This is a genomic window from Mycobacterium sp. RTGN5 (assembly GCF_033804465.1).
In the GTDB taxonomy this organism is placed as follows: Bacteria; Actinomycetota; Actinomycetes; order Mycobacteriales; family Mycobacteriaceae; genus Mycobacterium.
This window is the reverse complement of sequence record NZ_JAPZLA010000001.1, coordinates 454,517-472,875: the sequence shown is the minus strand read 5'-3', so window position 1 is coordinate 472,875 and position 18,359 is coordinate 454,517. Positions and strand designations below refer to the sequence as shown.

Genomic DNA, 18,359 nt, shown 5'->3' with positions numbered 1-18,359 from the left:
GTCCCCAGCGGATCCACAGAAGTCCGGAGCCAGCCCCACAGGTGGCTCCGATCGGGGCGGGGGTCAGGAGGAGCGCTTAGCGCGGGACCGGCGTTCCGGCTGACCGTGCGGAGATACCGGCGACAGTCCACGCGGACACATCGGCAAGCCGGATGCGCAGCGAGTCATGCTCGACCACGGTGCCAGCGACGTAACAGCGGGCTTTGCGCAGATGAAGAAACACCCTGTCCTGCTCAGCCTCCAGCGCCTCTAAGCGCCCGGCGACATCTCGGGCTTCGTTTCTGGCGAAGAAGTTCGCGACGTAGTGCCCAAAGTACTTACTGGGCACCGTTATTCCCGTCACCACCCCCCAAGGCAGGTACAACGTCACTTCGATGCTCACGCAATCAGCTTCGGCGTCGATGTGACGCAGGATCGCATCCGTCCCGACGTCACCGGCGTCCTGCGAAGTCGTCATATCCGGATCTTAGAACATTTCCCCACCTTGACGGAGAAAATCTCATCCGACGGGGATAGACATGCGCTGTCAGCATGGTTATAGTTTCTCTCGTAGACAGAGCAGAGGGTGTGGGGCACGGGAGAGACGAACTACCCGTGACAGCAAGTGCAATACCAGCGAGTGCAATACGTCTCGCACATCGTGGAAGAAGGGAGGAGTCACCGTCGGATCGCCCGCGATTGTCAGTCGGGTCGATGCCGCAGTTTTTTCAGCAGTGTCGATAGATGGTAGTTATCTCCTCAGGGCCGGCGGCCCCGGTGCGATATGCGCTCCGGGGTGCCGGCCCTTCTTCATGAGCTAGCAAGGTATTTGAAAGGCCCAGCAAGGTATTTTGAAAGGCGTTGTGGAACAAGCGAATAACGGACCTGCCGACGGTCACCCGAATGACAAGATCGATGACGAGGACTTTCCCGCATACAGCATGGGGAACGCCGCCCAAATCCTGGGAACCACCCCAGGATTTCTGCGCAGCCTCGACGAGGCGAAACTGCTCACACCGCAACGCTCCGAGGGCGGGCACCGCCGCTACACCCGCTATCAACTGCGGATCGCGGCCAGAGCCCGCGAACTCGTCGACCACGGCACCGCACTCGATGCCGCGTGCCGCATCATCATCCTCGAGGACCAACTCGCAGAAGCCCAGGCCATCAACGCCGAACTTCACCGCAGCCTCGACAACCGGCCCGACCCACCCCGGCAAAACCACAATGGCGGTGGCGGAGGGATTTGAACCCCCGGACGGTGTTAGCCGTCTCTCGCTTTCAAGGCGAGTGCATTAGGCCGCTCTGCCACGCCACCGCCGACAAGCGTAGCGACCCCGCACCGAACCGGTTAAACGCGGCCGATCTTGGTCGAGTTGCCGCCGCCCTTCAGCGAGGCGCTGATTCGGCGACAGTTCTCCCCCATTGCCGCCATCTGCGGACGCGACAGCGGGCCCAGGAAGTTTTCCCGGACACCTGTCGCGTACGTCAGCATCGCCTCCTCGACGACCGCACGACCTTGGTCGGTGATCCCGGCCAAGACTCCGCGCCCGTCGTCGGGACTGGCCTCCCGATGGACCAGCCCGGCCGCCTCGAGACGGCGGATCTGACGGGTCACCCGGCTTGGCAGCGACATCAACTGCTCGGCCAAATCCCCCATCCGCGCCGCGCCGGTTTCGGAGTTGTCCAATATTTCCAATAGGCGGACGTCGACCAAGCTCAACTTGTGCTTGTCGACGAGTCCGCGATTCAGTGTTCCGTACAGCCGCAGTGCTGCGTCGAGGAAGTTCTGCCAAGCTCTCTGCTCGGCTATATCCAACCCCGGCATCTCACTGGCGGTCCGCCCCGCGATAATCCCTCCCATAGCGCAATCGTAAGCGACACAGCGCCGTACGTCGTCGAAATGACTCGGGAGTAACCTGATTCGATGCTGGCCATCGTCGCTGAATCCACCGACCGCCTGATCTGGCGGGAAGTTCCTGATGTTTCACCCGGACCTGGCGAGGTGTTGATCAAGATCGGCACCGCGGGCGTCAACCGCGCCGACCTGTTGCAGGCGGCCGGGCACTACCCGCCGCCGCCCGGAGCCAGCGACATCCTGGGCCTTGAGGTCTCCGGCGTGATCGAGTCCGTTGGGGACGGCGTATCGGAATGGGCTGTCGGACAAGAGGTTTGCGCACTTTTGGCCGGTGGCGGTTATGCCCAGTACGTTGCGGTGCCGGCCCGTCAGGTGATGCCCATTCCGTCCGGCATCAGCGTGACCGACGCGGCCGCGCTGCCCGAGGTGGCCTGCACCGTGTGGTCGAACATCGTCATGACCGCGCACCTGGCGCCCGGTGAACTGCTCCTCGTCCACGGCGGCGCCAGCGGTATCGGCACTCACGCGATCCAGGTGGCCACGGCGCTCGGCAACCGGGTCGCGGTGACCGCGGGCTCGCAATCCAAGCTCGAACTGTGCGCTGAACTGGGCGCCGACACGCAAATCTCTTACCGCGACGAGGATTTCGTCGTGCGCGTCAATAACGCAACGGGTGGTCGCGGTGCCGATGTCATCTTCGACATCATGGGCGCGGCCTATCTCGATCGGAATCTCGACGCGCTCGCGCCGGACGGTCGGCTCGTCATCATCGGCATGCAGGGTGGGATCAAAGCCGAACTCAACATTGCCAAGATGGTCCCCAAGAGGCTGAGCGTGATGGCGACGTCGTTGCGAGGACGGCCCGTCGATGGCGCCAACGGCAAGGCCGCCATCGTCGACGCGGTGGTGGATTGGGTGTGGCCGATGATCGGCGACGGCCGGGTCCGTCCGATCATCGGTGCCCGGTTCCCCATTACCGATGCCGCCGAAGCGCACCGGGTGCTGGCCTCTGGTGAGACGTTCGGGAAGGTTCTGCTGACGCTGGATTAGTGCGCCGGCGCAGCGTCAGCCCAGCGACGCCAGCGCGCGCACCAGCTGATCGACCTCGGCCATTGTCGAGTAGTGCGCCAACCCGACGGTGACCGCGCCGCCGATGTCGTTGACGCCGATCAGGTCCAGGACGCGTGAATTGGCGTTGGAAACGGCCAGGATTCCGTTGTCGGCCAACCGCTGGACCACCCGCTCGGCGGGGACCCCGGTGACCGCGAAGCTGACCACCGGGATGTGCGCCTCGGGCCGGCCGATCACCATGACCAAGGGCAGCGACCGCAGCGACGACATCAGATAGTCGAACAGCCCGCCGAGGTAAGAACCCGCGGATTGCATTGACAGCGCAAGTCTTTCGCGGCGAGTGCCGCGCGCCGACTCGTCCAGACCGGCTAGGTATTCGATGCTGGCGACCACACCGGCCAGCAGTCCGTACTGGTGCCCGCCCAATTCCAGCCGGGCCGGCCCGCTGGCGTACGGGTTCATCGACACCGACCCGAACGTGTCGATCAGCGACGGGTTACGGAACACCAGCGCGCCGATCGGCGGTCCACCCCAAGCCGGCGCATTGAGCGCGACGACGTCGGCTTCGATCTCGTCGATGTCCATCAGCCGATACGGTGCCGCGGCCGAATGGTCCACCACGACCAGTCCGTTGACGTCGTGTACGAGTTTGGTGACCGCGCCGACGTCGGTGACCGTGCCCAGGGTCGACGACGCTGAGGTCATCGCCACCAGCTTGGTGGGCGGGGTGATCAGGCTCTCCCACTGCCACGGCGGCAGCTCACCGGTTTCGATGTCGACCTCGGCCCATTTGACCTTGGCGCCGTACCGGTTGGCCGCGCGCAGCCACGGCGCGATGTTTGCCTCGTCGTCGAGGCGGCTGAGGACCACCTCGTAGCCGATGCCGGCCCGCGAGGACGACGCGTCGGCCAGCGAGGTCAACAGGACCGAGCGGTCGGCGCCGAGCACCACTCCGCCCGGATCGCCGTTGACGAGGTCGGCCACCGCCTGGCGGGCAGCCTCGAGGACTGCCACGCTGCGCCGGGCGGCCGGGTGCGGGCTGGCCGTGTTGGGCACCGAACCGCGGAACGCCGTGGAGACCGTTGTCGCGACCGACTCGGGGATCAACATCCCCGCCTGAGCGTCGAAGCGCATCCACCCGTCGCCCAGCGCTGGGTGCAGACCACGCACCCGGGCGACGTCGTATGCCATGGAGACCACCTTAAAGCGTTGGTGATAGCGCTATCGAGACAGCAAGGGCGCCTGCGGTCCCCGAAGGCAGGATCACCTGGCCAGCCATACTAGTCCAGTGAGCTTCGCGTTCGGACTGATGATCGCGGTCTTGTTGCTGATCCTGCCCGGTGCGGTGGTGGCACTGGCCGCACGGCTTCGTTGGTTCGTCGCACTCGGGGTTGGACCGGTGCTGACGTACGGCGTTGTGGGCCTGGCCATCATCCCGTTCGGCGCGATCGGCATCCGGTGGAATACCTGGACGGCGCTGCTGGCCCTGGCCATCGTGACGGCGGCGGTGTTCGGTTTGCGGATTCTGCTCGCCCGGTATCGGGCCACCGACTCGGCTGGTGGAGCGCCCTCGGTGTGGCCCGCCCTGACGGTGGCGGCAGGGGTGATTTTCGGCGCACTCTTCATCGCCGTCGCGGCTTGGCGGGGCATGCCGAACTGGCAGTCCATCCCCAGCAACTGGGATTCGGTCTGGCACGCCAACACCGTCCGATGGATCCTCGAAACCGGCCAGGCGTCGTCGACCCACATGGGCGAGCTCCGCAACGTCGAAACCCACGCCGCCCTCTATTACCCCTCGGTGTTTCATGCGTTGGGCGCCGTCCTGGCCCAGCTGATCGGGGCCGCGCCAACGACCGCCTACACGTTGAGCTCGCTGGCGGCAGCGGTGTGGCTGTTTCCGCTCAGCGCCGCGCTGCTGACGTGGCAGCTGCTGCGCCCGCGCACGACGCAGTGGCGTACGGCCGGCGCCGCGGCCACCGCGGGCGCGCTGTCGGCGTCGTTCACCGCGCTGCCCTACGTCGAATTCGACACCGCCTCGATGCCCAACATGGTGGCCTACGGCCTCGCGGTCCCGGCGTTCGTGCTGATCACGTCGTCGCTGCGGCACCGCGATCGCATTCCGCTGGCGGTGATCGCGCTGGTCGGGGTGTTCTCGGTGCACATCACCGGCGGCGTGGTCGTGGTCACGTTCGTGGTGGCGTGGTGGCTACTGGATGCACTGTGGCGACCGGTACAGGGCCGGCTGCGCGACTTCATCACGCTGGCCGCCGTCGCGGCGCCCACCCTGGCCGTGCTGCTGCCGCAATTCCTCGGAGTGCTGCAGCAGGCCGAGGTCATCGCCGGACATGCCTTCCTGACTTATCAGGGCCGCAAGCGGACGCTGTTCAACGCGATCGTCCAGCACACCCGTCACCTCAACGACTTCCCGATCCAGAACATCCTCATCGCGCTGGCAGCGGCCGGCTTCGTGCTGCTGCTGATCAAGCGCGTCTGGTGGCCGGCCGCGGTATGGCTGCTGATGATGGTGGCGATCGTGCATTCCGGAGCGCCGTTCGGCGGCCCCTTCGGGGCGATCATCGGCAAGTACAGCGACCTGTTCTACAGCGACCCGCGCCGGCTGTCCGCGGTCGTGACGCTGCTCTTGACCGCGATGGCCGGGGTCGCGCTGTATGCCGCGGCACTGCTGGTGGTCGCCGGCGCACGCCGGTTGACGCAGCGCTGGGCCGCAACCCGGGATCCCGACCGCGGATTCTGGCTCGGCGCCACCGCGGTGCTGCTGGTGGCCGTCACCGCCGGGCTGGCCTGGCTCTACTTCCCGCGGCACCGCTACCTGATCGGCGAGAAGTACGACCGGGTGATCGTCGACAACAAAGACCTGGAGGCGATGGCCTACCTGGCGACCCTGCCCGGGGCCCGCGACACCGTGATCGGCGATGCCAATGTCGACGGCACCGCCTGGATGTACGCGGTGGCGGGACTGCACCCGCTGTGGACGCACTACGACTACCCCGTGCAACAGGGGCCTGGCTATAACCGCTTCATCTTCTGGGCCTACGCCGACGACGCCGACCATGATCCGCGAATCGCGGAGGCCGTGAAGGCGCTGAACATCCGCTATGTGTTGACCAGTACGCCGGTCGTCCGCGGGTTCGTCATGCCCGACGGGCTAGTGTCACTAGACAAGTCCAAGTCGTGGGCGAAGATCTACGACAACGGCGAGGCCCGTATCTATGAATGGCGCGGATCTTCACCGCCGGACACCCAATAAACAGTGGGACACGAGGGAACGCTCACCCGTATGACGACGAACACAGACGACGACAACATCGAGATCATCAACGCGCCCGACGCCGATGACGACGACCAGGGCTCCATTACCGACCTGGTGGAGCAGCCGGCCAAGGTGATGCGGATCGGCACCATGATCAAGCAGCTGCTCGAAGAAGTGCGGGCCGCGCCGCTGGACGATGCGAGCCGCAGCCGGCTGCGCGAGATTCACGCCAGGTCTATCCGCGAACTCGAAGACGGCCTGGCCCCCGAGCTACGTGACGAACTGGAGCGCCTGGCGCTGCCGTTCACCGAAGACACCATCCCCTCCGATGCCGAGCTGCGCATCGCGCAGGCACAGCTGGTCGGCTGGCTCGAGGGTTTGTTCCACGGAATTCAGACCGCCTTGTTCGCCCAGCAGATGGCCGCCCGTGCCCAGCTGGAGCAAATGCGCGGCGGCCAGGGCGCGCTGCCGCCCGGTATCGCGCAGGCCGGCCCGCCCGGAGCTCCCGGTCACGGCACCGGGCAGTACCTCTAACAAGAGACTCACGGTGGCTGCCGACGATCCCTTCATCGAAACCCGCGACGCCTGGGTTGAGTTTCCGATCTTCGATGCCAAGGCGCGCTCGCTGAAGAAGACGTTCCTGGGGGCGGCCGGTGGCGCGATCGGACGCAACACCGAGAACGTCGTCGTCATCGAGGCACTGCGGGACATCACGCTATCGCTGAAGATGGGCGATCGCATCGGCCTGGTCGGCCACAACGGTGCCGGCAAGTCGACACTGTTGCGGCTGCTGTCCGGCATCTACGAGCCGACCCGTGGTTCGGCCACCGTTCGCGGCCGGGTGGCGCCCGTGTTCGACCTCGGCGTCGGGATGGACCCGGAGATCTCCGGCTACGAGAACATCATCATCCGCGGCCTTTTCCTCGGCCAGACGCGAAAGCAGATGGCGGCCAAGGTCGACGAGATCGCCGACTTCACCGAGCTCGGCGAGTACCTGTCGATGCCGCTGCGGACGTACTCCACCGGCATGCGGGTGCGGCTGGCCATGGGTGTGGTCACCAGCATCGACCCGGAGATCCTTCTGCTCGACGAGGGCATCGGCGCGGTGGATGCCGACTTCCTGAAGAAGGCGCAAACGCGTCTGCAGAGCCTGGTCGAGCGGTCCGGAATCCTGGTGTTCGCCAGCCATTCCAACGAGTTCCTGGCGCGGTTGTGCAAGAACGCGATGTGGATCGACCATGGCACCATCAAGATGACCGGCGGCATCGAGGACGTGGTGCGGGCGTACGAGGGTGAGGACGCCGCACGGCATGTCCGCGAGGTACTCGAGGAGCACAAGAGCGACTGGTCGGACGGGGTCGCCACCCCGTGACCGGCATGGTGTGCGCCGTCGTCGTCACGCATCGCCGTCCCGATGAGCTGGCCAAGTCGCTGGACGTGTTGAGCACGCAGAGCCGCATGGTCGACCACCTGATCGTCATCGACAACGACTCCGACGAACGGGTACGCGACCTGGTCGCCGGGCAGCCGGTTCCGTCCACGTACCTCGGCTCACGCCGAAACCTGGGCGGCGCAGGCGGATTCGCGCTGGGCATGCTGCACGCACTGACGCTTGGCGCGGACTGGGTGTGGCTGGCCGATGACGACGGGCGCCCCAAAGACGCCGAGGTCCTCGCCACGCTGCTGGCTTGCGCCGACCGTCACGGGCTGGCCGAGGTGTCGCCGATGGTGTGCGATATCGACGATCCTGACCGGCTGGCCTTCCCGCTGCGTCGCGGCCTGGTGTGGCGCCGGCGAGTCTCGGAACTGCGCGTCGACGGCTCCGGTGATCTGCTTCCCGGCATCGCGTCACTGTTCAACGGGGCGCTGTTCCGCGCGGCGACTTTGGAAGCTGTTGGCGTACCGGATATTCGGCTGTTCATCCGGGGCGACGAGGTCGACCTGCACCGACGACTGGTCTTGTCGGGTCTACCGTTCGGAACATGCCTGGATGCGACGTACCTGCATCCTCAAGGTAGTGATGAGTTCAAGCCGATCCTCGGCGGGAAGATGCACACCCAATATCCGGATGATCCGACCAAGCGGTACTTCACCTATCGCAACCGCGGCTACCTGCAGGCACAGCGCGGTCAACGCAAGCTGGTGCCGCAGGAGTGGCTGCGATTCGGATGGTTCTTCTTGGTGCAGCGCCGAGATCCGGCGGGATTCGCCGAATGGATTCGATTGCGGCGCTTGGGTAGGCGGGAAAGGTTCAGCAGATGACATTCATTGACGCCGCGGCACAGTCGAAGACGTTCACCCGTGCGTGGGGCGACCTGCACGACGGGTTCCGCAAGCGCGAGCTGTGGCTACACCTGGGCTGGCAGGACATCAAGCAGAAGTACCGTCGCTCGGTGCTCGGCCCGTTCTGGATCACGATCGCCACCGGCACCACCGCCGTCGCGATGGGCGGGCTGTACTCGCAGCTGTTCCACCTCGAACTGTCCGAGCACCTGCCCTATGTGACGCTCGGACTGATCATCTGGAACATGATCAACGCCGCGATCCTCGAGGGCTCGGACGTGTTCATCGCCAACGAAGGTTTGATCAAGCAGCTGCCAACGCCGTTGAGCGTGCACGTCTACCGGCTGGTGTGGCGGCAGATGATTCTGTTCGGGCACAACATCGTCATCTACGTGGTGATCGCGATCATCTTCCCGAAACCATGGTCGTGGGCCGATCTGGCGGCGATTCCGGCGCTGCTGCTGATCATGTTGAACTGCGTGTGGGTGTCGTTCTGCTTCGGCATCCTGGCCACCCGCTACCGCGATATCGGCCCCCTGCTGTTCTCGGTCGTGCAGCTGCTGTTCTTCATGACGCCGATCATCTGGAACGACGCCACACTCCAGCAGCAGGGCGCCGGCCAGTGGGCGAAGATCATCGAGCTGAACCCGCTGCTGCACTACCTCGACATCCTGCGCGCTCCCCTGTTGGGCGCAGACCAACACTTGCGGCACTGGGCAGTCGTGATTGCGCTGACGCTGATCGGCTGGGTGGTCGCGGCATTTGCGTTGCGGCAGTACCGGGCCCGCGTGCCGTACTGGGTCTAGGTGGTTGCCGAACGTCGAGTTGTTGTCGCAGAAACGGCCATCCCGGCGCAACAAGTCGACGTTCGAGCTGTCCTGGTGCGTCAGCTGGGGTATGACCCGTGCTCAGGTTCCGGGCCAAAGACAAAACGCCTGCCGGACACCTCATGTGGCGTGATGCGCACGTAGCGCAGCTTCTCGGTAGCGATCCACGGCAAGAGCTGCGCGCGGTCGGCTTCGTGGATTTCATCGGCTGCGGTGAGCACACGTGCGGTCCCGCGGATGATGACACTCCAGCCCTCGACGACGTTGTGATCGTCGACCTCGAAGAGCACCTTGTCATTCATCACCGTGCCAAAAAGCTTTGTGCCTTCGGCGGTCCGGAATAGCAGCGTGTGACCCTGGGTCACGAAGTTGACCGGGAAGATTTCCAGCTCACCGCCGACGTTCGTCACCAGCCGCCCCAGCGCGACACTCTTCAGCCGATCCCAGCTCTCGTCATCGCTGAGTACGGTGATCGCGTCCTGTTCGCCTGTCATGTGCAGATTTTCCCCGGCGAGTACAGACCGCCTGTAGGGCCGAACGGCCCGAAAACTCGTTACTCAGTCAGAGTCGCCAACTCGGCACGCAGGTTGCCCTGTGCCGACGCTTCCCATTCGCGGCGCGCGTACTCGGTGCGGAACACCCCGGCGCCGCCAAGCAGTGCCACCAGAACCTGTACGCGTCCGCGACGGAACGCGTCGCCTGGCACGTGGTCGTACTCGGCACGGATGGCCGCGGTGTTGCGGACGTAGCGGTCCCTCGGCACCGCCAACGCCGCCAAGTCGGCGTCGGAGAGCACTTCGCCGTTGTGGTCGCCTGTCGCGGGCTCATGCGTGATCGTCAGCCGGATCAGGCGCGCGACCTCGTCGACCAACTGCGGCTGCAGTCCCAGCCGAGACAGGTCCAGCTCGGCGCGGCGGGCACTGAGTTCCTCGTCGTCGGGACGGCCGGCGTACACCGCGTCGTGGTACCAGGCCGCCAGGCGCACGGCGTCCGCGTCGTCGGCGAATGCGGCGAGCTCGTCGACGTGACCGAGGATGTCGCGCAGGTGCTCGACGGAGTGGTAGCGGCGGTGTGGTTCCTCCCAAGAGGCCACCAGGGCCCGACCCACCGCGGCCGCCGCCGGGTTGTCGGTATGCCGGGACAGCAGCGTCGCCCAGGCGTCAATGAGATCCTGCACCCCACCATCGTGCACCGGCGGGCAGGAGCGAAGCGACCCGGGACAATGGATAAGCTTCCGGCGTGGCCGAACTAGCCCCGTCGACGCCCCTGAGCCTCAAAACCCAGGTGGTGCGATTCATCCTCACCGGCGGACTGTCGGCGATCGTTGATTTCGGGCTCTACGTGCTGTTCCTCAAGCTCGGACTGCAGGTCAACGTGGCCAAGACGCTGAGCTTCATCGCGGGCACCACCACCGCGTACCTGATCAACCGGCGATGGACGTTCCAGGCAGCGCCCAGCACGGCCCGGTTCATCGCCGTGGTCGCCCTTTATGCGCTGACCTATGCGGTCCAGGTCGGCATCAATTACCTGTTCTATCTGAAGTTCGCCGGCCACTCCTGGCAGGTTCCGGTGGCCTTCGTGATCGCGCAGGGCACCGCCACCGTCATTAACTTCGTGGTCCAGCGAGCAGTGATATTCCGGTTGCGGTAATCCCGCCGGGTAACCTTTGGCACTGACATGGCTACCGAACTCCCCCTGACGCAGCGTTCCCTCACCGGGTTCGGCCGGACCGCACCCAGCGTGGCGCAGGTGCTGTCGACTCCCGACGTGGAGGTGATCGCCGCTGCCATCCGGCAGGTTGCCGACGCCGATTCCACCAGCCCGTCGTACCTGCGCCGGGGCATTGTGGCGCGCGGGCTGGGCCGCTCCTATGGAGATCAAGCCGGCAACGGTGGCGGCATCGTCGTCGACATGACCCGGCTGAACCGCATCCATTCCCTGTCCGCCGACACCGCCGTGGCCGACGTGGACGCCGGGGTGAGCCTGGACCAACTCATGAAGACCGCACTTCCGTTCGGTCTGTGGGTACCGGTTCTGCCGGGCACCCGGCAGGTGACCGTCGGTGGCGCCATCGGATCCGATATCCACGGCAAGAACCACCACAGCGCGGGCAGCTTCGGCAATCACGTGCTGTCACTGGACCTGCTGATGGCCGACAGCGAAGTCCGCACGCTCACGCCAGACGGACCCGATAGTGAGCTGTTCTGGGCCACGGTCGGCGGAAACGGCTTGACCGGCATCGTGATCCGGGCCCGCATCGCCATGACCCGCACGGAGACCGCGTATTTCATCGCCGACGGTATCGCCACCGCCGACCTGGACGAGACCGTCGCGGTCCACCAGGACGGCAGCGAGGACAACTACACCTACTCCAGCGCCTGGTTCGATCTGATCAACCCGCCGCCGAAGCTGGGCCGCGCGGCGGTCAGCCGGGGCAGTCTGGCCAGGCTGGACCAACTCCCGCCGAAGCTGGCGAAGAACCCGCTGCAGTTCAGTGCGCCCAAGCTGCCCGCCGTACCGAACCTCTTCCCGGTCAGCGTGATGAACAAGCTGTCACTCAACCTTGTCGGCGAGGCGTTCTATCGCATGAGCGGCGACTACCAGAACAAGATCGTCAACTTGACGCAGTTCTACCACATGCTGGACATCACGACCGGATGGCAATATGCCTATGGCCCAGCCGGTTTCGCGCAACACCAATTTCTCGTACCGCCCAACGCGCTGGACGAGTTCAAAGACATCATCCGGTGGATCCAGACTCAGGGCCACTACTCCGCGCTGAACGTGTTCAAGTTGTTCGGCCCGGGAAATCCTGCCCCGCTGAGCTTCCCGATGGCGGGCTGGAATGTGGCCATGGACTTCCCCAACAACGCCGGCGTCAACGGGTTCCTCAACGAGCTCGACGACCGCGTCATGAAATTCGGCGGTCGTGTGTACACCGCCAAGGACTCTCGGGTGAACGCCGAGAAGTTCCACAGAATGTATCCGCGGATCGATGAATGGATTGCGGTGCGCCGCAAGGCCGATCCCAACGGCGTGTTCGCCTCCGACATGGCCCGCCGACTCGAACTGCTGTAGAAAGGCACTCCCCACAGACATGATCGACGCCACTGGCAATCCACAAACCATCCTGCTGCTGGGCGGAACCTCCGAAATCGGCCTGGCCATCGTCGCGCGCTACCTGCGCAACGCCAAGGCCCGGGTCGTCCTTGCGGATCTGCCGAACGCACCGAAGCGCGACGCCGCCATCGCCCAGCTGGAGGCAGCCGGCGCCAAGTCGGTCGACTACCTCGATTTCGACGCCCTCGACACCGCAAGCCATCCCGCCGTCATCGAATCCGCTTGGGCCAACCGCGATGTGGACGTGGCGATCGTCGCGTTCGGCATCCTCGGTGACGCCGAAGAGCTGTGGCAGAACCAGGCCAAGGCGGTACTGAGCGCCCAGATCAACTACACCGCCGCCGTCTCGGTGGGCGTGCTGATCGGCGAGAAGATGCGCGCGCAAGGCTTCGGGCAGATCATCGCCATGTCATCGGTGGCCGGCGAGCGAGTGCGCCGCAACAACTTCGTCTACGGCTCCACCAAAGCCGGCCTGGACGGCTTCTATCTGGGGCTCGGAGAGGCATTGCGCGAGTTCGGGGTTCACGTTCTGGTCATCCGGCCGGGCCAGGTGCGCACCACCACCACCTTGGACCATTGGAAGGCCACCGGCGCCAAGGAAGCCCCCTTCACCGTGAACGCCGAAGACGTCGCCGAACTGGCCGTGACGTCCGCGGCCAAGGGTAAAGATCTCGTATGGGCGCCCGGGCAGGTGCGCGTACTGATGTCGGTGCTGCGACACATCCCGCGGCCGATCTTCCGCAAGCTGCCGATTTAACAACCGATGAGGAGCGCGCTGGCCACCGCGGGCCAGATGATTGCGGCAGTTGCTGTGGCCGTGGTTGTTTCGGCCATCGCGCTGATCGCGATATCCCGGGTCCAGTGGCCGGCGTTCCCGTCGTCGAACCAGCTGCACGCGCTGACCACCGTCGGCCAGGTCGGCTGCCTGGTGCTCTTGCTGGGGACGGGATTCGTGTGGCGAAAGGGGCGCCACTGGGTGGCGCGCATCGCCGCCGCGGTGTTTTTGTCGGCGTTCACCGTGGTCACCCTCGGCATGCCGCTGGGCGCGAGCCGCCTCTACCTCTTCGGCATCTCGGTCGATCAACAGTTCCGCACCGAATACCTCACCCGGCTCACCGAAAGCCCGGCTCTGCACGACATGACCTACACCGGTCTGCCGCCGTTCTACCCGGCCGGGTGGTTCTGGCTCGGCGGCCGGGCCGCCGCCCTGACCGGCACGCCGGGCTGGGAGATGTTCAAGCCGTGGGCCATCGTCTCGATCACGATCGCCGTGGTTTTGGCGATGGCGCTGTGGTCGGCACTCATCCGGTTCGAATACGCGCTGATCGTCACCGTCGCGACCACCGCGGTCACCCTGGCCTACAGCGCGCCCGAGCCCTACGCGGCGATCATCACCGTCCTCATTCCACCGGTGTTCGTGCTGGCGTGGTCGGGACTCAGGGGCAAGACCAGGCGGGGCGGCTGGGCCGCCATCGCCGGCGTCGGGCTGTTCCTCGGCGTCTCCGCCACCTTCTACACGCTGCTGTTCGGCTACGCCGCCTTCACCGTGGGGGTGATGGGCATCGTCGTGGCGATCGCGCGACGCAGCATCGAACCACTGCTGAGGCTCGTGGTCATCGGCGTCATCACCGTCGCCATCGGAGCCATCACCTGGCTGCCGTTCGTACTGCAGGCGATCCGCCGCCCGATGAGCGACACCGGCAGTGCCCAGCACTACCTGCCCGCTGACGGCGCGGTGCTGACCTTCCCGATGCTGCAGTTCTCGCTGCTCGGTGCGCTGTGCATGCTCGGGACGTTGTGGCTCGTGTGGCGGGCGCGCAGTTCAGTGCGGGCGGCCGCGCTCGGGATCGGCGTGCTGACGGTCTACGCCTGGTCGGCGCTGTCGATGCTGACCACCTTGCTCGGCACCACCCTGCTGTCCTTCCGGCTGCAGCCGACGCTGACCGTGTTGTTGTCGGCGGCCGGGGTGTTCGGCTTCATCGAGGTGACTCTCGCGATCGCGGCGCGGACCAACCGCAAGGTCATCCCCGTCGGCGCGGCCATCGGGCTCATCGGCGCCATCGGCTTCAGCCAGGACATCCCCGACGTCCTGCGGCCCGATCTGACCGTCGCCTACACCGACACCGACGGCTACGGCCAGCGCGGCGATCGCCGGCCGCCCGGCGCCGAGAAGTACTACGAAGAAGTCGACACCGCCATCCAGAAGGCCACCGGCCGGCCCCGCGAGAACACCGTCGTGCTGACCGCCGACTACAGCTTCCTGTCGTACTACCCCTACTACGGATTCCAGGGGCTGACCTCGCACTACGCCAACCCGCTCGCCGAGTTCGACAAGCGGGCCGCGGCCATCGAGTCCTGGGCCGACCTGAAGAACGCCGACCAGCTGGTCCATGCGCTGGACACGCTGCCATGGCCGCCACCGACCGTCTTCCTCATGCGCCGCGGCGCCAATGACACCTACACGCTGCGATTGGCCCAGGACGTCTACCCCAACCAGCCCAACGTGCGCCGCTACACCGTCGACTTCGACGGCAAGCTGTTCAGCGAACCGCACTTCACGGTCAAGACGATCGGGCCGTTCGTACTGGCCATCCGGAATCCATAGCGATGGACCACCCGGCAGGCCAATTAGCATCTAGCTCCGTGGAACAGACGCGGGCCCAAGATGACCAGCAGGTCAAGTACCGGACCGCCCGTCTTGTCGCCGTCGTCGCCGGGCTGCTGGGCGCCGCGCTGGCAATCCTGACGCCGCTGCTGCCGGTCAAGCAGACCACTGCCGAACTCAACTGGCCGCAAAACGGCGTGCTCAACAGCGTCACCGCGCCCCTGATCAGCTACGTCGCCACCGACTTGACCATCGACATCCCCTGCAGCGCGGCCGCGGGCCTGAACAGTCCCACCAGAACCGTGTTGCTATCGACCGTCCCCAAGCAGGCCCCCAAGGCCGTCGACCGCGGTCTGCTCATCCAGCGCGCCAACGACGACCTCGTCGTCGTGGTCCGCAACACCCCTGTCCTCGTCGCGCCGCTGAAACAGGTGCTCAGCCCGGCGTGCCAGAAGCTGACGTTCACCGCCCACGCCGACCGGGTGAGTGCCGAGTTCGTCGGCCTCACCCAGGGTCCCGACGGGGACCATCCCGGCTCCCCGCTGAAGGGCGAGCGCAGCGGCTACGACTTCCGGCCCCAGATCGTCGGCGTCTTCACCGACCTGACCGGCCCGGCGCCGCCCGGGCTGAACGTGTCGGCCACCATCGATACCCGCTACAGCAGCGCACCGACGGCACTGAAGATGGCCGCGATGGTGCTCGGCGTCGCGATGACACTCATCGCGCTGATCGCCCTGCACCTCCTGGACGGCGCCGACGGGGTGCGCCAGCGGCGCTTCCTGCCGTCACGCTGGTGGTCACTGAGCGCCCTGGACGGGGTGGTGTTCGCCGTCCTGGTGTGGTGGCACTTCGTCGGCGCCAACACCTCCGACGACGGCTACATCCTCACCATGGCCCGGGTGTCCGAACACGCCGGCTACATGGCCAACTACTACCGCTGGTTCGGCACGCCCGAGGCGCCGTTCGGCTGGTACTACGACCTGCTCGCGCTGTGGGCACACGTCTCCACGACCAGCGTCTGGATGCGCTTGCCGACGCTGGCCATGGCACTGGTGTGCTGGTGGCTGATCAGCCGTGAGGTGATCCCCCGACTGGGCCACGCCGTCAAGACCAGCCGCGCCGCCATCTGGACCGCTGCCGGCATGTTCCTGGTGTTCTGGCTGCCCCTGGACAACGGCCTGCGGCCCGAACCGATCATCGCCCTCGGCATCCTGCTCACCTGGTGCTCGGTCGAACGGGGCGTGGCCACCAGCCGCCTGCTGCCGGTCGCGTTCGCCTGCATCGTCGGCGCACTGACGCTGTTCTCCGGCCCGACCGGCATCGCGTCGATCGGCGCGCTGCTGGTGGCGATCGGCCCACTGCGCACGATCCTGCACCGCCGATCCCGCCGGTTCGGCCTGCTGCCGCTGCTGGCCCCGATCCTGGCCGCGGGGACCGTGACGATCATCCTGATCTTCCGGGACCAGACGCTGGTCGGCGAGGTGCAGGCCAACATGCTGAAGTCGGCGGTCGGGCCCAGCCTCAGCTGGTTCGACGAACACATCCGCTACGAGCGGTTGTTCATGGCCAGCCCGGACGGCTCGATCAGCCGCCGGTTCGCGGTGCTGGCCCTGCTGCTCGCGCTGGGCCTGGTGGTGGCGATGATCCTGCGCCGAGGCCACATCCCCGGGACCGCGGCAGGCCCCAGCATGCGCATCATCGGGATCACGATCATCTCGTTCATCGCGATGATGTTCACCCCGACCAAATGGACGCATCACTTCGGCGTGTTCGCGGGGCTGGCCGGTTCGCTGGGTGCGCTGGCCGCCGTCGCCGTCACCGCCCATGTGTTGCGATCCCGAAGAAACCGGGCGCTGTTCGCCGCGGCCGTGTTGTTCATCACCGGTCTGTCGTTCGCCAGCGTCAACGGCTGGTGGTACGTGTCCAACTTCGGTGTGCCATGGTCAAACCAGTTCCCGGAGTGGCACTTCGGCTTCACGACGATATTGCTCGGGCTGACTGTCCTCACGTTGCTGGTGGCGGCCTGGTTCCACTTCTCCGGCCGCGACAACCAGACCGGGGCTGGCAGCACCGGACGCACGCGGTGGTGGTCGAGCCTCGTCGGCTCGCCACTGGCGATCATGGCCTGGCTACTCGTGGTCTTCGAGGTGGGATCGCTGACGCTGGGGATGACCGAACAGTGGCCGGCGTGGTCGGTCGGCCGCTCTAACCTGCAGGCGGTCGCCGGCAAGACCTGCGGGCTGGCCGATGACGTGCTGGTCGAAGAAGATCCCAACGCCGGCGTGCTCACCCCGATCCCCGGCGTGGCGGTCGGCGACGCGCTCGGTGCGACGACGGCCGAAGGGTTCACCGCCGGCGGTATCCCTGCCGACGTCTCGGCCGACCCGGTCATGGAACCACCCGGTGGCGGCAACTTCGCCGACACCGACGGTGTGGTCACCAGCAGCGAGGCCGGAACCGAGGGCGGTACCGACGCGGTCGGCGGGGTCAACGGTTCGCGCGCCCGGCTGCCCTACGGCCTCGACCCCGCCCGCACTCCGGTGATGGGCAGCTGGCGCTCCGGCGTGCAGCAGCCCGCGGTGCTGCGCTCAGCGTGGTACCGGTTGCCCGCCGAATGGGCTTCCTCCCCGCTGCTGGTGGTGGCGGCCGCCGGCCGCTTCGATCAGGACGAGGTCCAGGTGCAGTGGGCCACCGACCAGCAGGCCGCAGACGGGAAACCGGGCGGCTCAGTGAACTTCGGCGACGTCGGTGCGGCACCGGCGTGGCGCAACCTACGTGCCCCGCTGGCCGCGATCCCGCGCGAGGCCACCATGATCCGGCTGGTCGCAGGAGATGACGACCTGTCGCCCCAGCACTGGATCGCGCTGACTCCCCCGCGCATCCCGAAGCTGCGCACCCTGCAGGACGTCGTCGGCTCGCAGGATCCGGTCCTGCTGGATTGGCTTGTCGGACTGGCCTTCCCCTGCCAGCGACCGTTCGGCCATCAATACGGCGTCATCGAGCCGCCGAAGTGGCGGATCATGCCGGACCGATTCGGCGCCGAGGCGAACTCGCCGGTGATGGACAACATCGGCGGCGGACCGCTCGGCATCAGCGAGTTGCTGTACCGCGCAACCTCCGTGCCGAGCTACCTGCGCAACGACTGGTTCCGGGACTGGGGTGCGCTGCAGCGACTGAACCCGTTCTATCCCGACGCGCAGCCGGCCCGTCTGGACCTGGGTACCGCCACCCGCAGCGGGTTGTGGAGCCCAGCTCCGTTGCGGGCGACGTAGCGATCCCGTCTCGAATCGCTGTGCCGCCCGCAGGCCTGCCGAACCCACTCAAGTTCGTCGCCTAACATCGAGC

Annotated in this window: 17 protein-coding genes and 1 tRNA gene; 12 read left to right on the top strand and 6 right to left on the bottom strand. The window is 66.3% G+C overall.

All coding sequences use genetic code 11. The annotated features are described in order from the left end of the window. Positions 1-76: 76 nt before the first annotated feature. On the bottom strand, positions 77-457 hold the full coding sequence (locus SLQ31_RS02175; protein ID WP_319429255.1) for a hypothetical protein: 381 nt from the start codon (positions 455-457) through the stop codon (positions 77-79). A gap of 385 nt (positions 458-842) precedes the next feature. On the opposite strand from SLQ31_RS02175, the gene SLQ31_RS02170 reads away from it, so the two are divergent. Continuing rightward, entirely contained in the window at positions 843-1,229 is a 387-nt protein-coding gene (locus SLQ31_RS02170; protein ID WP_319429253.1) for a MerR family transcriptional regulator, read from the top strand. Here SLQ31_RS02170 and SLQ31_RS02165 read toward each other — a convergent pair. Continuing rightward, positions 1,208-1,297 (bottom strand) — tRNA-Ser (locus tag SLQ31_RS02165). The genes SLQ31_RS02170 and SLQ31_RS02165 overlap by 22 nt on opposite strands. A gap of 33 nt (positions 1,298-1,330) precedes the next feature. Then, positions 1,331-1,843 (bottom strand): MarR family winged helix-turn-helix transcriptional regulator, encoded by a 513-nt coding sequence (locus tag SLQ31_RS02160; protein WP_319429251.1) that lies wholly within the window; start codon positions 1,841-1,843, stop codon positions 1,331-1,333. 63 nt (positions 1,844-1,906) lie between these two features. On the opposite strand from SLQ31_RS02160, the gene SLQ31_RS02155 reads away from it, so the two are divergent. Further along, a complete protein-coding gene (locus tag SLQ31_RS02155) occupies positions 1,907-2,887 on the top strand; it encodes an NAD(P)H-quinone oxidoreductase (protein WP_319429249.1) in 981 nt (326 codons plus the stop codon). 15 nt (positions 2,888-2,902) lie between these two features. Here SLQ31_RS02155 and SLQ31_RS02150 read toward each other — a convergent pair whose 3' ends face one another. Next, positions 2,903-4,099 (bottom strand): cysteine desulfurase-like protein, encoded by a 1,197-nt coding sequence (locus SLQ31_RS02150; RefSeq protein WP_319429247.1) that lies wholly within the window; start codon positions 4,097-4,099, stop codon positions 2,903-2,905. A gap of 97 nt (positions 4,100-4,196) precedes the next feature. Here SLQ31_RS02150 and SLQ31_RS02145 point away from each other — a divergent pair, with 97 nt between their 5' ends. The 5 genes from SLQ31_RS02145 to SLQ31_RS02125 are packed head-to-tail and all read left to right on the top strand — an operon-like array spanning position 4,197 to position 9,268. Continuing rightward, entirely contained in the window at positions 4,197-6,176 is a 1,980-nt protein-coding gene (locus tag SLQ31_RS02145; protein ID WP_319429246.1) for a DUF6541 family protein, read from the top strand. A gap of 30 nt (positions 6,177-6,206) precedes the next feature. Then, entirely contained in the window at positions 6,207-6,713 is a 507-nt protein-coding gene (locus SLQ31_RS02140) for a bacterial proteasome activator family protein (RefSeq protein WP_319429244.1), read from the top strand. A gap of 13 nt (positions 6,714-6,726) precedes the next feature. Beyond that, positions 6,727-7,551 carry an ABC transporter ATP-binding protein gene (locus SLQ31_RS02135; RefSeq protein ID WP_319429243.1) on the top strand — a complete coding sequence of 275 codons (825 nt, stop codon included), beginning with the start codon at positions 6,727-6,729 and terminating at the stop codon, positions 7,549-7,551. Further along, on the top strand, positions 7,548-8,441 hold the full coding sequence (locus SLQ31_RS02130; protein WP_319429242.1) for a glycosyltransferase family 2 protein: 894 nt from the start codon (positions 7,548-7,550) through the stop codon (positions 8,439-8,441). Before SLQ31_RS02135 ends, SLQ31_RS02130 begins: the two co-directional genes overlap by 4 nt. Next, positions 8,438-9,268, top strand: a complete 831-nt coding sequence (locus tag SLQ31_RS02125) for an ABC transporter permease (RefSeq protein WP_319429240.1) — start codon at positions 8,438-8,440, stop codon at positions 9,266-9,268. The genes SLQ31_RS02130 and SLQ31_RS02125 overlap by 4 nt, the downstream gene beginning before the upstream one ends. 80 nt (positions 9,269-9,348) lie before the next feature. Here the strand turns inward: SLQ31_RS02125 and SLQ31_RS02120 are convergent, their stop codons facing one another. Then, entirely contained in the window at positions 9,349-9,783 is a 435-nt protein-coding gene (locus tag SLQ31_RS02120; RefSeq protein WP_319429238.1) for a pyridoxamine 5'-phosphate oxidase family protein, read from the bottom strand. A 59-nt stretch (positions 9,784-9,842) separates the two neighbouring features. Next, entirely contained in the window at positions 9,843-10,466 is a 624-nt protein-coding gene (locus SLQ31_RS02115) for a metal-dependent phosphohydrolase (protein WP_319429236.1), read from the bottom strand. A 62-nt stretch (positions 10,467-10,528) separates the two neighbouring features. Between SLQ31_RS02115 and SLQ31_RS02110 the strand changes: the two genes are divergently transcribed. From SLQ31_RS02110 to SLQ31_RS02090, 5 genes are read left to right on the top strand one after another with little or no spacing between them, the layout of a single operon-like run. Then, positions 10,529-10,939 carry a GtrA family protein gene (locus tag SLQ31_RS02110; RefSeq protein WP_319429234.1) on the top strand — a complete coding sequence of 137 codons (411 nt, stop codon included), beginning with the start codon at positions 10,529-10,531 and terminating at the stop codon, positions 10,937-10,939. A 27-nt stretch (positions 10,940-10,966) separates the two neighbouring features. Beyond that, complete coding sequence (locus SLQ31_RS02105) at positions 10,967-12,367, top strand: FAD-binding oxidoreductase (RefSeq protein WP_319429233.1); 1,401 nt, start codon at positions 10,967-10,969, stop codon at positions 12,365-12,367. Positions 12,368-12,386: 19 nt separating this feature from the next. After that, positions 12,387-13,166: a decaprenylphospho-beta-D-erythro-pentofuranosid-2-ulose 2-reductase gene (locus SLQ31_RS02100; protein WP_319429231.1), complete on the top strand. Its 780-nt coding sequence runs from the start codon at positions 12,387-12,389 to the stop codon at positions 13,164-13,166. A 6-nt stretch (positions 13,167-13,172) separates the two neighbouring features. Further along, complete coding sequence (locus tag SLQ31_RS02095; RefSeq protein ID WP_319429229.1) at positions 13,173-15,014, top strand: galactan 5-O-arabinofuranosyltransferase; 1,842 nt, start codon at positions 13,173-13,175, stop codon at positions 15,012-15,014. A 2-nt stretch (positions 15,015-15,016) separates the two neighbouring features. Then, on the top strand, positions 15,017-18,286 hold the full coding sequence (locus SLQ31_RS02090) for an arabinosyltransferase domain-containing protein (RefSeq protein ID WP_413641497.1): 3,270 nt from the start codon (positions 15,017-15,019) through the stop codon (positions 18,284-18,286). The last annotated feature ends 73 nt before the right edge of the window (positions 18,287-18,359 follow it).

Excerpts from the sequence above, each read along its gene's own strand:
- SLQ31_RS02175 (WP_319429255.1), bottom strand. The coding sequence starts at position 457 with ATGACGACTTCGCAGGACGCCGGTGACGTCGGGACGGATGCGATCCTG.
- SLQ31_RS02160 (WP_319429251.1), bottom strand. The coding sequence starts at position 1,843 with ATGGGAGGGATTATCGCGGGGCGGACCGCCAGTGAGATGCCGGGGTTG.
- SLQ31_RS02155 (WP_319429249.1), top strand. The coding sequence starts at position 1,907 with ATGCTGGCCATCGTCGCTGAATCCACCGACCGCCTGATCTGGCGGGAA.
- SLQ31_RS02150 (WP_319429247.1), bottom strand. The coding sequence starts at position 4,099 with ATGGCATACGACGTCGCCCGGGTGCGTGGTCTGCACCCAGCGCTGGGC.
- SLQ31_RS02140 (WP_319429244.1), top strand. The coding sequence starts at position 6,207 with ATGACGACGAACACAGACGACGACAACATCGAGATCATCAACGCGCCC.
- SLQ31_RS02125 (WP_319429240.1), top strand. The coding sequence starts at position 8,438 with ATGACATTCATTGACGCCGCGGCACAGTCGAAGACGTTCACCCGTGCG.
- SLQ31_RS02120 (WP_319429238.1), bottom strand. The coding sequence starts at position 9,783 with ATGACAGGCGAACAGGACGCGATCACCGTACTCAGCGATGACGAGAGC.
- SLQ31_RS02105 (WP_319429233.1), top strand. The coding sequence starts at position 10,967 with ATGGCTACCGAACTCCCCCTGACGCAGCGTTCCCTCACCGGGTTCGGC.
- SLQ31_RS02100 (WP_319429231.1), top strand. The coding sequence starts at position 12,387 with ATGATCGACGCCACTGGCAATCCACAAACCATCCTGCTGCTGGGCGGA.
- SLQ31_RS02095 (WP_319429229.1), top strand. The coding sequence starts at position 13,173 with ATGAGGAGCGCGCTGGCCACCGCGGGCCAGATGATTGCGGCAGTTGCT.
- SLQ31_RS02090 (WP_413641497.1), top strand. The coding sequence starts at position 15,017 with ATGGACCACCCGGCAGGCCAATTAGCATCTAGCTCCGTGGAACAGACG.